This window comes from Paenarthrobacter sp. PAE-2, assembly GCF_026013155.1.
In the GTDB taxonomy this organism is placed as follows: domain Bacteria; phylum Actinomycetota; class Actinomycetes; order Actinomycetales; family Micrococcaceae; genus Arthrobacter; species Arthrobacter ureafaciens.
Map to the genome: position 1 here is coordinate 12,479 of NZ_JAPDNV010000029.1, position 12,967 is coordinate 25,445.

Below are 12,967 nucleotides of genomic sequence, written 5' to 3' on the forward strand. Positions count from 1 at the left end.
TCACGGCCCATCCCGGCCACCGCGTGCTGTCACTCAGTCGTGGCCGGCGCCACGGCGATAACTCCGAAGACGTCCCCTTGCGGCGCTTCAACAATGACCATCCGGCCAAAGGGTGTATCGGACACGGGGACCAGCAGCGTTGCACCGAGTTCTTGTGCCCGCGCGGCCGTCAGTGCGACGTCATCGCTGGCGAACCAGGTGAGCCAGTACGCGGGGTCGCTCTGCGGGATTTGGGTGTCGTGGTGAATACCGGCCACTTCCCGGCGGTCGGAGTCCCGGAGGCAGGTGGCGTAAACCATGTCCGCTCCCGTGACCTCGTGGTAAGTGAAACCGAAGACCCCCGCGTAGAAGGCCCGGGCCTCCGCGTAGTCGGAGGTGTGGAGTTCGTTCCAGCACAATGAGCCGTGTTCATTCACGCGTTCAGCGCCGATGTGGTTTCCGGCCTGCCATACGCCGAAGACGGCTCCGGTGGCGTCCGCGGCGATGGCCATCCTGCCGGAATCCATGACGTCGAACGGCGCCATCAGCACCTGGCCGCCGGACTCACGGATCCGCTCAGCGGTGGCATTGACGTCGTCGGAGGCCATGAAAGTGGTCCATGCGGAAGGCATGGCCGGATCATCCTTGGGGCCGAGGCCCGCAATGGCATGGCCATTGAGCTGAGCCAGGAGATACCCTGCCTCATCGTCCGCCGAAAGGTACTCCCACCCGAACAGGCCGGTGTAGAAGGTTTTGGCAGCCTCCACATCGTCGACTGACAGGTCTACCCACATGGGCGTCCCGGCGGGCCATTTGGAAATCTTGGTGGACATGCTGACTCCTCGGTATGCGCTGCAAACAGGTCAGCTGCCTCCCTGGAACACCATGCGCGGGTGTTCCGGGGAAGCAGCCAATCTCCTTGTGTGGGCGCAACCGGATTCGTGACACGGATTTTCCATGTCGTCGGATTTTCCATGTCGTCGGGCCCGGCGACCGCAATGCTTGGTCTCGCCGCCGGCACGGAAGCGGGCAAGCGCACGCTGCCGCCCGCCGTCGTGCATGTCATGGGACTGCGCGAGCCGCGATATACTAAGTAAACTTACTAAGCGGAGGCATCAGAACGAGGAGGTTTGGGTTGGCAGGACATCTGGAATTGGTTGATGCTCCCGATGGGGGCTACCGCGTGCTGATGGTGGACGGCGAGGACACCTTAATGGGGCTGTCCAAGCGTTACTCCTCAAAGAAAGAAGCCGTGAGGGCTGTGGAAGCACTCCGGGAAGTAGCCGGCACCGGCCTGCTGCGGCAGGGTTCGGCGGATCGCTACGCGCTCCTTGAGTCGGAAGAATTCATGATGGACCGGGCGCTCGCCGGCCCCGCTCCTGCGCAGGTCGAGGTGGTCTGACGTGGCCGGGTCCAAGAAGAAGGGTGTCCTGTTCGACGTCGACGGGACGCTGATCGACTCCAGCTATTTCCACGCCTTGGCGTGGTGGCAGGCCTTCCGGCGCGAGGGCTTGGATGTGCAGCTCTCCGACATTCACCGCTGCGTCGGCATGGGCGGAGACAAGCTGGTCCGGCACTTGGTCCCGGACTGCACGGAAGAGTTGGAAGAGGAACTGAAGTCGGCGCACAGCGCCGTGTTCTCGACGTTCTGGCCATCCCTGCGCGCCTTCGACGCGGCACGGGACCTCTTGGCGGCCTGTTCCGACGCCGGCCTGGCCGTGGGTCTGGCTTCCTCGGCGCAGCAGCGCGATTTGGACGTGAGCCGTAAGGTGCTGGACGCGGGAACGTCGATCGACGCTTGGACGAGTTCCAATGATGCCGAGGCGAGCAAGCCGGATCCGGATATTCTCCTTGCCTGTTTGGACAAGCTGGGGCTCAAGCCCCAGGACGTGGTGTTCGTCGGTGACGCCGTATGGGATGTGAAGGCCGCCGGGAGTATCGGCGTTCCTGCCATCGGGCTGACGTGCGGCGGCATCAGCGAGGCGGAACTGCGGGACGCAGGTGCCGCGGAAGTCTACGACAACCCGCGGCACCTTCTGGAAAATCTCGAAAGCAGTGCGATCGGGAAACTGGCCCGTTAGCGCTGATCGTCCCGTACTTCCTTGTTCCGGCCGCGTCCGCGGATGGCCCACACAATCACCAGGATGATGATGACCAGGGCTGCGGCTCCAAGGATCCACGGAATGACGCTGGTGCGGTTCTCTTCCTGCGGATCCGATTCGCCCGTGCCGGGATTGGCCGGACCGCTGCTGGCCGGGTTCGGGGTTTCGGATGCGCCCTGCGACGGTCCGGGATTGGTCGGCGTCTGGGTTGACGGGCCTGACGGGTTGGTGGCCTCGGGGGAGGGGCTCGGGGTGGTTGCGGCAACGTTGTTGCCGACATGCCCTGTAACGGGTCCGGCGGCGTTGGCGGCGCCGGCCGACAGCACGGAGCCGAACAGCAGGGTCAGGGCGAATGCGGTTGACGTTATTCTGCGAAGCATCGTTTCTCCTGGGTAGGGGCGTGTCCGAGGACCTTCACAGTAATAAGCATACTGACTAAATCGCAAGAAGTGGGCCGCACACCCGGGAGATGTGCGGCCCTTTTCCTTCCCTAGCGGTTCAGCTTGTCAGCATCGGGCTCGCGGTCGCCGATGTGGCCGGGGGCGTTGGCGGCCAGGACACGCTGGACGAACGCGCTGTACTCCTCCATGTAGTGGCGCAAAAGCGAGGCGGTACCTTCGTCCCTCACCGTGCCATCGTCGTCGTACGCGTCTGCCACAAACCGTATGTACGCCTCAGGTGCGTTCAACTGCGGTGCGTCCAGGAAGCTGAGGACGCTTCGCATGGACGACTGCATTACCGCGGTGCCGATGCCGCCCGGCGAAGCACCGATGATGCCCGTGGGCTTGCGGGCGAACGAGTTGGTCCCCCAAGGCCGCGAACCCCAGTCGATAGCGTTCTTCAAAGCCCCGGGAATGGAGCGGTTGTATTCGGGGGAAATGAAGAGGATGCCGTCCGACGCCGCGATTGCGTCCTTAAGCGCGCGGCCTGCAGGCGGAAAGTCGTTGTCGTAGTCAGAGCTGTACAGCGGGAGGTCTTTGATGGCGATCTCGTGGAACTCGAGTTCAGGCGGTGAGACCCTGATCAGGGCCTTGGAGAGGGTCCGGTTGATGGAGGTACTTGAGAGGCTTCCGACGAAATAGCCGATCTTGAATGAATCCACGGCGGCGTTCCTTTCCGACGGCACGGCCGGAACCGGCTCGTCGACGTGCGGAGGCTGGTTGCCCCAGCTCACGTCCGACCCTAGTTGAGTTGCGCACATAGCGCAGCCCCCTACTCCCGCCAGAGGCTTTGCGGTCATAGACTCGTGGCAATCATGGTCTGGACAGCTCCGGAGAGGGGTGGCGGTGAGAGCAGGCATTGCACGCGAAACGCTCGACGGCGAGCGGCGGGTGGCGGCCACCCCGGAAACCGTCAAGCAGCTGAAAGGGCTGGGACTCGACGTCGAGATCGAGTCAGATGCCGGCGTCGCCTCCGGCCACAGCGACGCCGACTACCAGGCGGCGGGTGCCGCCGTCGTTCCTTCCTTGGACCTCAGCACGATCGATGTCTACTGCCACGTGCGTCCCATGGACCCGACGACGGCGGGAGCCCTCCGTCGTGGCGCCGTCACCGTGGGGCTGGGGTCGCCGTCGTCGGAGTTGCCTACCGTTCGCGCGCTCGCCGCCGGCGGCATCACCTCCTTCGCCCTGGAACTGGTTCCACGCATCTCCCGGGCCCAGTCCATGGATGCACTGACATCCCAGGCGCTGGTTGCCGGATACCGCTGCGTGCTCGAAGCTGCGATGCGTTTGCCGCGCTTCTTTCCCCTCTATATGACTGCTGCAGGGACCATCCCGCCTGCCCGCGTGCTGGTGTTGGGGGCGGGTGTGGCCGGGTTGCAGGCCATTGGCACGGCAAAGAGGTTGGGAGCACGGGTCTCGGCCAACGACATCCGGCCCGCCTCGGCCGATGAGGTGGCTTCCATGGGTGGAACGTTCATCAAACTGGACCTCGAAACTGCGGAGGCGTCCGGCGGCTACGCGCGTGAGCTCAGCGCTGATCGGGGTGCTTTACAGAGGGCTTTGCTGGCCCCGCACGTGGCGCAAGCCGATGTCCTCATCACCACAGCTGCGGTGCCCGGGAGGCGCGCGCCCATGCTGGTAACCCGCGAGATGGTCCAAGGCATGCGCCCGGGGTCCGTGGTGGTGGACTTGGCCGCGGAGTCCGGAGGCAACGTGGAGGGCGTGATTCCCGGCCAGGACATCCACATTCCCACCGCCGACGGGCAGGGCGAGGTCACACTGGTAGGCATGAAGGACGCCGCCTCAGCCATGCCGGCGGACGCTTCGCGGCTCTACGCCAAGAACGTGGCCAACCTTCTGGCCCTCATGACCCGCGAAGGATCGGTGGCCCCGGACTTCGACGACGAAGTGGTGGCCGGAACCTGCCTGACCCACGACGGCGCCATCCGGCACGGTCCAACGGCGGAGGCCCTCGCTGCATTGGGAACAGAAGGAGCGCGTTGATGGACGGTATGAGCCTGCTGACGATCACCGTGCTGGCGGTGTTCGTCGGTTTCGAGGTGGTATCCAAGGTTTCCAGCACCCTGCATACCCCGTTGATGTCCGGGGCCAACGCCATCCACGGCATCATCCTGGTGGGAGCCATCATCGTGGCCGGGCAGGCTTCAGACCCGTGGGTCTTGGCGGTTGCCCTCCTGGCGGTTGTGCTCGCCACGGCCAACCTCGTGGGCGGCTTCGTGGTGACCGACCGCATGCTGGAGATGTTCCGCGGAAGGCAGCGTCCGCCGTCGGGCACTGACGCTGCCGGCAGCGCAGGGGAGCGGCGGCCATGACGCTCCTCGACCCCACCTGGACTGCCCTCCTGTACCTTGCTGCGGCTGCCTGTTTCATCCTCGCGCTGAAGGGATTGAGCTCGCCCAAGACGGCCCGTCGCGGCAACCTCATCGGCGCTTTCGGCGCCCTGCTGGCAGTAGTGACGGTGTTCCTATCGGTGAAGCTGGACAACATCCCGTGGATTTTGGGCGCGATCGTGGTGGGTGCCGGCATCGCAGCGCCGGTTGCCCGGCGCGTCCAGATGACCCAGATGCCGCAACTCGTGGCTCTGTTCAACGGCGTGGGCGGCGGCGCGGCAGCCCTGGTGGCATTGCTGGAGCTGCCGCACACGGATGATCCGTGGGTGCGCTTGGCGATTGTGTTCACGTTGTTGGTGGGGGCGGTGTCGTTTGCCGGTTCGGCCGTGACCTTCGCGAAGCTGCAGGGACTCATGACCACGCGGCCGGTCACGTTCCCCGGCCTGCCGGTGTTGATGGCTCTGGTGTTGTTGGCTGCCGTAGCCGTCGGCGTAGTGGTGATCCTTGGCGGTTCCATTGGCTTGGCCGTGGTGCTCCTGGTGCTGGGGCTGGTTGCGGGCGTGCTGCTGGTCCTTCCGGTTGGCGGCGCCGATGTTCCGATCGTCATTTCGCTCCTGAACGCCTTCACCGGCCTGGCGGTTGCGGCCTCCGGCCTGGTCCTGGGAAACGTGTTGCTCCTGGTGGCGGGCACGTTGGTGGGGGCATCCGGCACCATCCTGACCCGCGCCATGGCCGCGGCCATGGGACGCAGCGTGGCAGGCATCATGTTTGGCGCTTTCAAGGGAGGCTCGACGGCGGGGTCCACGGCCGTGAGCGAACGGCCGGTGCGTTCTTCCAGCGCAGAAGACGTGGCTGTGCTCCTCGGCTATGCGCAACGGGTGATCATCGTGCCTGGCTACGGTTTGGCCGTAGCCCAGGGCCAACACACGGCGGCAGAGCTTGCCTCCGCCCTGGAATCCCGCGGGACGGAGGTTGACTTCGCGATCCATCCCGTGGCCGGTCGCATGCCCGGGCACATGAACGTGCTGCTCGCGGAGGCGAATGTGCCCTACGAGTCCCTGAAGGAAATGGGAGACATAAACTCGGAATTCAAGACCGCGGACGTGGCCTTGGTGGTCGGAGCCAATGACGTGGTTAATCCCGCAGCCAAGACCACCGCCGGCTCACCAATCTATGGGATGCCCATCCTGGAAGTCGCCGATGCCCGGCAAGTGGTGTTCCTGAAGCGGTCCATGCGGCCCGGCTTCGCGGGCATCGAGAACGATCTCCTGTACGAGCCACAAACCACCCTGCTGTTCGGGGACGCCAAGGATTCCCTGACCAAAGTGCTCGGCGCCGTGAAAGCGCTGTAAACAAAACCGCGTACTGATAAGGAGCCCGGACGATGGCAGTGAAACTCAACAAGAAAGCCTTGGACCACGCCAAGAAGTTGATCAAGGACGGCAAAATGGCCAAGGACGAGCGGGACGACTGGAGCGAGCACGCGCCCTCAACCAAGGAAGAAAACGCGTTCCTCGAAAAGCACGACTTCGCTGAGTACGGCAAGTGGTACCTCGGCGTGGACGACGACCATCCGGACGACCAGAAGGGGCATTACAAGTTCCCCATCGGCGACTTCAAGAAGATCCATCGCTGCGGTGTCATCTCAGCCGAAAGCCGTGCCGGCCAGAATGATTACGACGACATCCGGGACGCCCTGGGCAAGCTCTTGGACCTGATCGACAAGGACTGAGCCCGGGCGCCCCGGATGTTACGCAGTGGAGGGTGTCAGCCCGCCAGCAACTTCCCCCACTTGGGGGTCCAGGAGTGGAGCCCCGGCCAGCTTCAGGGCGTGCCAGAGGGTAACCGCCACGGAATCGAGAACGGGTACTCCGGTGCGAGCCTCGGACTGTAGCGTTTAGGGCCCCTTCACCGGGCAGTAAATCGGGCAGGGGATACGGGAATCCGAGAATGGCGGAAACACCTGGAAGCTCGGAGAGCCGAAGGGCGGTGACGGAGCGGCCGGTGAACGACCGGCTTACGGGCGCCCCTTGCAGCCGACTTCGTAGGCGACATACGGATCCGGGGGAAGTGTCTGACCAAGAGTGTTCAAAACCAAGGATGTGGGACAGCCAGACCTCCCACGTGCAGCAAGCTAGGCTGAGCCGGTGTCCTACGATTTCTTTGTTTACGGTTCAGAGGCGCTCAGCCACGACGACGTCGCTACGCGCATGAGCAACATTCGCGGGCTTAGCTTCGACCCCGCTGAAAGCGGGCCTTCGGATGCACAGACCTGGGGCTTTTTGATCCACCGTGGCACTCAACAGAACTACAGTTTCACAGTCGAAGGTCCTTACCCTGACACTGGGGAGGACATTGACGAACGCCAAGCAAGCGTCGTAATCCACGGCATCAAGTACCGGTACGACATCAGCGTCGAGGGCGGCGGTCCTGCAGCTGAAATCCCCCACGCCTGGGCTTTCGCGAAAAAGCTGGCCAGGGCTGTCAGCGGGGTGGCCATAGATGCACAGACCGACAGGACGTGGCCAGAGCCAAAGACGCCCCCGCTCACCGCTTACGAGGAATACTACAAGCATCTGTCCCCCGGGGAGTCCATCAAACATGTCACCGCGCAGTGGTACTTCATCCAGGATGAGGACCCAGTCACTCTGGGACAGAAATACCTCGATGTGTGCAGGGAGCACCTTCCCCAGGCCCTGCCCGGAAATTACCAACTGAGCATGGGGCGCAGGTCCTTGGAGCGCCCGGACGACGACGCGTCGTTCCTGGAGGCGCTGCAGTCCAATAAGATGCCGTGGCTGCAAGCGACTGGCTCGGCCTTTGTGCAGAACCTCGGATTCTCGAAGCTCGTCGACGATGTGGATTCATCAGCACTGCACGTGGGAGCCATCTCTCTGAGCCTGTCAGCTTATGCAAGTAAGCATGAAGGGACAGTGCGCAGGCTGAGACCGTTCTTCCTGGCACTTTCAGAACGCTTAGGGGCCTTCTTTGCAAGCGCCGAAATCACGCGAAGCCACGTGACCACCGAAAAAGTAAAGCAGACCGAGGAGGCGTCGAACCAATGGACTCGGGGCATGTGGCGTGGCCTTCCTGCGCACCCCGTCTGGTGGAGCTATTTCGGTCCCCTCTACTCTGAACTTGTAAGGCCTCACCTGACGGGCAACGTCGAGGAGGCGGACGGGCGATGTTTCACAGCTACGGCGACAAACCCCTCAACCGCGATGAAATCATGGCCCTACTCCCAGGGCCGACCTCCAGTTGGTTGCCCGATGACCTCACCGCACCCTATGATTTTTGCCTACCCCAGCAGCCGGTAGCTGCCACCATACCGCCGCCACTAAGGGCGCCATGAGCCGGCCAACTGCGATTCAGACGCAGAACCGGCACGGTCCAGCAAGCTAGACCGTAAGGCAGCTCAGACGCGCGCGTACGGCGAGGCATCCCTTACCGGACGCCCTGGCCGGCCTGAATACACTGGGCGAGCTGTCTCATTGTCCCTCGATAAGGTTCCGAGACGTCACGCAGCCGTCATCACACCCAAAGAAACGCGAGAATCCAGGAATGCGCATCTTCAGAGCACTTCCAACGAACCAACTCGATAAAGCGGGTTTAGCTCGATGACGATCCCTGCACGTGCGACGATGACCGTGTTCTGGAATGTCGAAGACGGGCAGGAAGAAAAGCGAGGATTCGTCGTTTTCGGGCTCGTCGATCCCGAGCGCTGGCTTGGAAAGTCCTTCCCTGTCGATATCTGGCCTGCCGGAACTGAAGTGGCAGAGTCTCGCCTTCACGGCGAGTCTTGGGAAGTGAAGCTGTGGGACGTAAAAATCTCCGAGTTTCCGTATGAGCCAGAATGGACTGAAGCGGTTCACGCGACCTTGCAAACGGTCATCGATGCCGGCTGCAGAGTGGCTTGGATAAGCAGCGAGGGCTATCCATTCGCAGACCCTCCGCATCTGTTTCTGGCTGAGAGCATGTCGGGAAGTGTTCTCGCCGCTCTAACTTCAGCAGGCGAATTTTTCTGTCCGCTGGACCCAGACCAACCGATCCGGGCGATCTCAGATGATCACTTGGCCCTTTTGCGTGAACATGGGCGCGGACTAGCAGATGCCGCCTCATGACCCGCGTGCAGGCCGATCCTCTGCCGGCTTCACGCCGGGCGGTGGGCCCGCAGCGATAAGCTAACGGCCCGAGGTTGTGTCGGGAAAGGGACGATGTAGGCATGTCGGAGCCAGTGAAAATCGAACTCGATGAAGATCAAGCACTGGTGTTGTTCGATTGGCTATGTCGTTTGAACGACAGTCAGGCCCCAGTTGTTACTCATGAGGCCGAGCAGCGCATCCTATGGGACATGCAATCTGACCTTGAGTCAGTTCTTGTCGCGCCCTTCGAAGCAAATTACAACGAGTTGCTCGCACAAGCGCGTAACCGCGTTGCAGGAGCCGGCAAATAGCCACTTACTTCTTTGAACTGGGATGTCCGGTAAGGGATCGGCTAACGGGCGCTCCAGAGGGACGCCGATGGGAACGGGCCCTATGATCCAGCTATGACTTTCCAAGACCTCTCGTTCCTTACGGAAGACCTTCAACGTGGAGCACGGTGCGACCCTAACGGTGAAGTGAGTTGGCCAATATCCCAAGCTTCAGCCGCCATTGAAGCACTTGCCGACTCAGGTCGGCTGGTTCTCGGACTGGATATCAGGGACTACCAAAGTGACGGCATGCTCCTCGAGGTGCCCTGGTGGTCCTACTCAGGGTCCGACACGGAAGAAGCCCGTAGCCTTGCACTGGACGCTCTCAGCCATGGAGATCTCCCTGGGGACTGGGTCCTCGTTACGTGGTGAGCTACCCTTACCGAATGCCGTTCGATTCATGTCAACCCGCCCACTGCTTTACAGACATCCGCTAACGGATTAAGAGAAAGGCTAGGTTGCGTCCCTCAGCCTGGCGACTCCGTCGGCTACGGCTTTCTCGTATTGTCGTCAGTCGAATTTGAAGGGGCCGAAGGTTCCGTAGTCCCAGCCCGATCGATGGGGCTGTGCGAAGTTGGACCAAATCACGTTGCTGCTGTCGACGGTTATCCTGACTGCGAGTGGCCAGCAACCAACTTCTCCGCATTGACACCCCAACACCCATGCTTCGCCGGGCTTTGGCCATTGGTTGGCCTTGGTCCCGAGGCAATAGCGCAAGAGATTGCCGAAATCGAAATGTTCCGGGACAAGACCGTCGTATTCACCTGCGGGGTCGTAGCCGCGTGTGGCTTCGTAAGAGCCCACGAGGGTTACGAGTGAGATTCCGTCGACCTCAGGTGTGAGTGCACCTGCACCGTTCGAAGTAGTCTCGGCGCGAATACGCAGCTGGTTCATCACAGGATCATGATTGCACGGACGCTGCGAGCCGTTTTCCCCATCGCCAGGAGCCTTGACGGCCTCCCGTCCGCATAGGGATCCTTCACCGAGACATCGGTGCGAGATGGATTGAAACCGTGCTCTTCCGGCCCCGGGGTCCCGGTTCCTTGGGCTGCCTCATGCTACGTGTGCCAGACTCCAAGTTGTACCCATCAGTGTGGAAAGGGGAAACCGATGAAAGTCGACGAGATTGGCAAACAGTTCGCCGTTCACTTGGGCGTCTCCGGCTCGGTCCGCGAGCAGCTTAAAGCTGATGCCCGGCTGCACGGGATGATGGTTTTTGAACTGGACCTAACAGGAATCACCGACCAAACAGCGCTCTGCCAATACCTCGCTCGGAAGTTCATGTACCCCTTCCCGACACGGGGACTTGACGCCGCGATATCGCTTATTTCGGACCTTGAATGGTTCGGGAACACGCGGGGGCACCTAGTACTCGTCCGCGGAGCTGATGACTCCTCACCCATCGCGGGTGACTTCGTGTCATTGTTTCCAAATATTCTCGATCGGTGGCGCACCCAGCAAGTCCCTTTCATTGTTGCGATAGAGGAGAAGGGCGATCACCTGAAAGGTGCTTTGGCAGGTGCCAATGAGTTCATGGAGACGGCTGGCCGATTAGCCTGGGCCCAACCTGGTACTGGTCCAGTCGACGTTGTTGTCCATTCCTGAGCGGTTGTACCCCAGGTTTCCGCGTCCAGTTGACAGTCGATGCGTGGGCGCCGCGGAAGACCATCCAGCCCTACCCAACGTTCGCATGTGCAAAGCGTCCGGAGAACCGTCCGCTAGCGGACGACTGGGCTACTCGAGGAGCGTCTTCACTCGGTCGACGTACTGTTGGCTCAGGAGTCCGTAGTTCCTCTCATACTTGGCTAGATTCTCGGATTCGTCGGGCGGCAGCGTGAAATACTTCCCGATTTCCAAAACTGATGTGCCGTCGTCCGCGCTGTGCATGGTAAAGCGCATTCGGGCTGCTGGATCTTCGTCCCCTATGGTGCGGGTAATTGCCATTTCCCCAGGAATCTCCTCCATAACTTCCACAGCAGTCACGTGCTCAACACCGGCAACCACCGAAATAAATACCTGGATCTCGCCGAGGCCCTCCACGTCAGGAGCACGAAAACCACAGACAGTTTCCGGCGAAAGGAGTGGTGCTTTCTCCGCAGGTTTGATGAGGTCCCAGACCATTTGGGGTGAAGCCTTGATACTGGTGGACGCCGAGACGTGATACACGGGCGCCTCGGCTAGGGGCGACGTTGCTGGTGTTTTCTTGAACCAGGGACTCATGGCGCGAGTGTATCTCGTCACAGTGAGCCGGTGGGTGGTCATCTCAGGTTCTCCAGAGCGAATCCTCTAATCCGGTCAACGATCCTTACCGGGCAGGTCAGGCGTCCGTTGACCCACCGGCTTACGGGCACGGCCTTTAGGGTGGGTCCAAGTTAAAGGAAATCGTGTCAGCTAGCTGGGCTTTGGGGAAAGCCCTGCCGAATTCCCGGTCCGAACTGACGGACCCTAAGACAGACGTTTCCACCATTCAACGAGGCAGCCGCGAACGAGCTCCTCGAAAGTTTGTAGGGTCATCGGATACTCGTGGGCATCCCACGAGGAACCGCCGCTTGACGCAGTGATCCCAAGAGGCCTTTCGCTCCACCCCTCCTCGTAAGTGCCATATGGTTTCTGCAGCATCGGCGCCGGGAACGGTGTTCCGTCATGCAAGGCGTTACTTCTGTGTCCGTAGATGACCTGCATGTGGGAGTCCAGCTTGAGCCAATCGAGTTGCTGAAATTCCGCCGGTCGTGTTTCGGGAGGACCTTGGTTATAGTCCGCGACAAAGCTAACGAACTTCTTTTGTGCCTTGAGGTTAGGGACCATGATCTCGGCGACATCCTGTTTCGTGGAGCCATCGGCCGCTTCGAGGGCCGCCCAGAGTTTGGGTTCAAGTTCTTCGAGGGCTTTTATTGCGGCGCCGCCCTGAAGGCCTGACCTGCGGGTGTTAGCTGCGGTCTCGATAGCACCGACGAACTGGATCCAGGCAAAGTTAGGATCCTCATTAGACCACCACAAAGCGTTTGAATACATGCGGGCGGCTCGGACTAAGGCGATTGCCTTACTTTCCGCGATTTCTGGGAATGTGAGAAGCAAGTCTTGGATGCCATTTAGGTCTACCTTCCGTGTAGTGATCCTGGGCAGGAGCTCCTGTCCTGAAGAACCTGGCCTTCGGAGTGGGTGCATATCCCAGAAGACAGGCTGTCCGTAGGGATCGTTGCCATTGATGGTCCAGTCGCGGGAAGTGCCGCCTACGCGGCAGCGGACGCCGCAGCTCAACGAGAGGAGTGCTGCCATCTCGTCAGCTGCAGTGCCGCCGTGGTAAGCCTTGGAATTTGTTGGGAGAAGCTCCTTCGTTTGCGGATCCACTAAGTCGGGCATTTTGACAAGGTGCTCCCCGCGCATGGCCATTGCCGGCATCATGGGCGATGGATCTGCCAAGGTATTCAGGATTGAGTAAGGGCCGAGAACCAGTGGGCCGCCCCTTACTGAGGCGTCGGAATACAGGAGCACCTCGTATTGCGGTGCTCCCTGCTGTTTCCGTCCCCTGGCGGCACGCCAATTTTTCCACGCGATGGTTCCCACGGTTACCTCCCGCTTTCAATGGCCGTCTTGAGCAATAGTAGGTCGACAATCGTGAGC

At 61.4% G+C, this 12,967-nt stretch carries 16 protein-coding genes; 10 read left to right on the forward strand and 6 right to left on the reverse strand.

Going from position 1 to position 12,967, the window contains the following annotated elements; genetic code table 11:
- Nucleotides 1-29: 29 nt before the first annotated feature.
- A complete protein-coding gene (locus tag OCL88_RS15770) occupies nucleotides 30-812 on the reverse strand; it encodes a VOC family protein (protein ID WP_264963105.1) in 783 nt (260 codons plus the stop codon).
- A gap of 302 nt (nucleotides 813-1,114) precedes the next feature.
- Here OCL88_RS15770 and OCL88_RS15775 point away from each other — a divergent pair, with 302 nt between their 5' ends.
- Both OCL88_RS15775 and OCL88_RS15780 read left to right on the forward strand, forming a co-directional pair.
- Nucleotides 1,115-1,381: a hypothetical protein gene (locus OCL88_RS15775; RefSeq protein ID WP_236593385.1), complete on the forward strand. Its 267-nt coding sequence runs from the start codon at nucleotides 1,115-1,117 to the stop codon at nucleotides 1,379-1,381.
- Nucleotide 1,382: 1 nt separating this feature from the next.
- Entirely contained in the window at nucleotides 1,383-2,060 is a 678-nt protein-coding gene (locus OCL88_RS15780) for an HAD family hydrolase (protein WP_201433848.1), read from the forward strand.
- Here OCL88_RS15780 and OCL88_RS15785 read toward each other — a convergent pair.
- Together OCL88_RS15785 and OCL88_RS15790 are read right to left on the reverse strand one after the other, a co-directional pair.
- Nucleotides 2,057-2,461 carry a hypothetical protein gene (locus OCL88_RS15785; RefSeq protein WP_201433847.1) on the reverse strand — a complete coding sequence of 135 codons (405 nt, stop codon included), beginning with the start codon at nucleotides 2,459-2,461 and terminating at the stop codon, nucleotides 2,057-2,059. The two genes, OCL88_RS15780 and OCL88_RS15785, sit on opposite strands and share 4 nt — an antisense overlap.
- Before the next feature lie 110 nt (nucleotides 2,462-2,571).
- A complete protein-coding gene (locus OCL88_RS15790) occupies nucleotides 2,572-3,183 on the reverse strand; it encodes an NADPH-dependent FMN reductase (RefSeq protein ID WP_193592556.1) in 612 nt (203 codons plus the stop codon).
- 184 nt (nucleotides 3,184-3,367) lie between these two features.
- Between OCL88_RS15790 and OCL88_RS15795 the strand changes: the two genes are divergently transcribed.
- From OCL88_RS15795 to OCL88_RS15825, 7 genes are all read left to right on the forward strand, one after another.
- Complete coding sequence (locus OCL88_RS15795; protein WP_264963106.1) at nucleotides 3,368-4,528, forward strand: Re/Si-specific NAD(P)(+) transhydrogenase subunit alpha; 1,161 nt, start codon at nucleotides 3,368-3,370, stop codon at nucleotides 4,526-4,528.
- On the forward strand, nucleotides 4,528-4,857 hold the full coding sequence (locus OCL88_RS15800) for an NAD(P) transhydrogenase subunit alpha (RefSeq protein WP_179012981.1): 330 nt from the start codon (nucleotides 4,528-4,530) through the stop codon (nucleotides 4,855-4,857). Before OCL88_RS15795 ends, OCL88_RS15800 begins: the two co-directional genes overlap by 1 nt.
- Complete coding sequence (locus tag OCL88_RS15805; protein ID WP_264963107.1) at nucleotides 4,854-6,227, forward strand: NAD(P)(+) transhydrogenase (Re/Si-specific) subunit beta; 1,374 nt, start codon at nucleotides 4,854-4,856, stop codon at nucleotides 6,225-6,227. The genes OCL88_RS15800 and OCL88_RS15805 overlap by 4 nt, the downstream gene beginning before the upstream one ends.
- Before the next feature lie 32 nt (nucleotides 6,228-6,259).
- Nucleotides 6,260-6,607 (forward strand): hypothetical protein, encoded by a 348-nt coding sequence (locus OCL88_RS15810; RefSeq protein WP_264963108.1) that lies wholly within the window; start codon nucleotides 6,260-6,262, stop codon nucleotides 6,605-6,607.
- A gap of 415 nt (nucleotides 6,608-7,022) precedes the next feature.
- Entirely contained in the window at nucleotides 7,023-8,192 is a 1,170-nt protein-coding gene (locus tag OCL88_RS15815) for a hypothetical protein (RefSeq protein WP_264963109.1), read from the forward strand.
- 300 nt (nucleotides 8,193-8,492) lie between these two features.
- Nucleotides 8,493-8,996, forward strand: a complete 504-nt coding sequence (locus OCL88_RS15820) for a hypothetical protein (protein ID WP_264963110.1) — start codon at nucleotides 8,493-8,495, stop codon at nucleotides 8,994-8,996.
- 113 nt (nucleotides 8,997-9,109) lie between these two features.
- Entirely contained in the window at nucleotides 9,110-9,328 is a 219-nt protein-coding gene (locus OCL88_RS15825) for a hypothetical protein (protein ID WP_264963111.1), read from the forward strand.
- A 528-nt stretch (nucleotides 9,329-9,856) separates the two neighbouring features.
- Here OCL88_RS15825 and OCL88_RS15830 read toward each other — a convergent pair.
- Nucleotides 9,857-10,243, reverse strand: coding sequence for a 2-phosphosulfolactate phosphatase (locus OCL88_RS15830; RefSeq protein ID WP_264963112.1), 387 nt, complete (start codon nucleotides 10,241-10,243; stop codon nucleotides 9,857-9,859).
- A 213-nt stretch (nucleotides 10,244-10,456) separates the two neighbouring features.
- On the opposite strand from OCL88_RS15830, the gene OCL88_RS15835 reads away from it, so the two are divergent.
- Nucleotides 10,457-10,951 carry a hypothetical protein gene (locus OCL88_RS15835; protein WP_264963113.1) on the forward strand — a complete coding sequence of 165 codons (495 nt, stop codon included), beginning with the start codon at nucleotides 10,457-10,459 and terminating at the stop codon, nucleotides 10,949-10,951.
- A 129-nt stretch (nucleotides 10,952-11,080) separates the two neighbouring features.
- On the opposite strand, the gene OCL88_RS15840 is transcribed toward OCL88_RS15835, so the two are convergent.
- Together OCL88_RS15840 and OCL88_RS15845 are read right to left on the reverse strand one after the other, a co-directional pair.
- Nucleotides 11,081-11,566, reverse strand: a complete 486-nt coding sequence (locus OCL88_RS15840; protein WP_264963114.1) for an SRPBCC family protein — start codon at nucleotides 11,564-11,566, stop codon at nucleotides 11,081-11,083.
- A 225-nt stretch (nucleotides 11,567-11,791) separates the two neighbouring features.
- Complete coding sequence (locus tag OCL88_RS15845) at nucleotides 11,792-12,910, reverse strand: hypothetical protein (protein ID WP_264963115.1); 1,119 nt, start codon at nucleotides 12,908-12,910, stop codon at nucleotides 11,792-11,794.
- Nucleotides 12,911-12,967: the final 57 nt, after the last annotated feature.

Bases quoted from the DNA above. Each gene is read 5' to 3' on its own strand.
- OCL88_RS15800 (WP_179012981.1), top strand. From the start codon at position 4,528: ATGGACGGTATGAGCCTGCTGACGATCACCGTGCTGGCGGTGTTCGTC.
- OCL88_RS15820 (WP_264963110.1), top strand. From the start codon at position 8,493: ATGACGATCCCTGCACGTGCGACGATGACCGTGTTCTGGAATGTCGAA.
- OCL88_RS15805 (WP_264963107.1), top strand. From the start codon at position 4,854: ATGACGCTCCTCGACCCCACCTGGACTGCCCTCCTGTACCTTGCTGCG.
- OCL88_RS15840 (WP_264963114.1), bottom strand. From the start codon at position 11,566: ATGAGTCCCTGGTTCAAGAAAACACCAGCAACGTCGCCCCTAGCCGAG.
- OCL88_RS15785 (WP_201433847.1), bottom strand. From the start codon at position 2,461: ATGCTTCGCAGAATAACGTCAACCGCATTCGCCCTGACCCTGCTGTTC.
- OCL88_RS15835 (WP_264963113.1), top strand. From the start codon at position 10,457: ATGAAAGTCGACGAGATTGGCAAACAGTTCGCCGTTCACTTGGGCGTC.
- OCL88_RS15770 (WP_264963105.1), bottom strand. From the start codon at position 812: ATGTCCACCAAGATTTCCAAATGGCCCGCCGGGACGCCCATGTGGGTA.
- OCL88_RS15810 (WP_264963108.1), top strand. From the start codon at position 6,260: ATGGCAGTGAAACTCAACAAGAAAGCCTTGGACCACGCCAAGAAGTTG.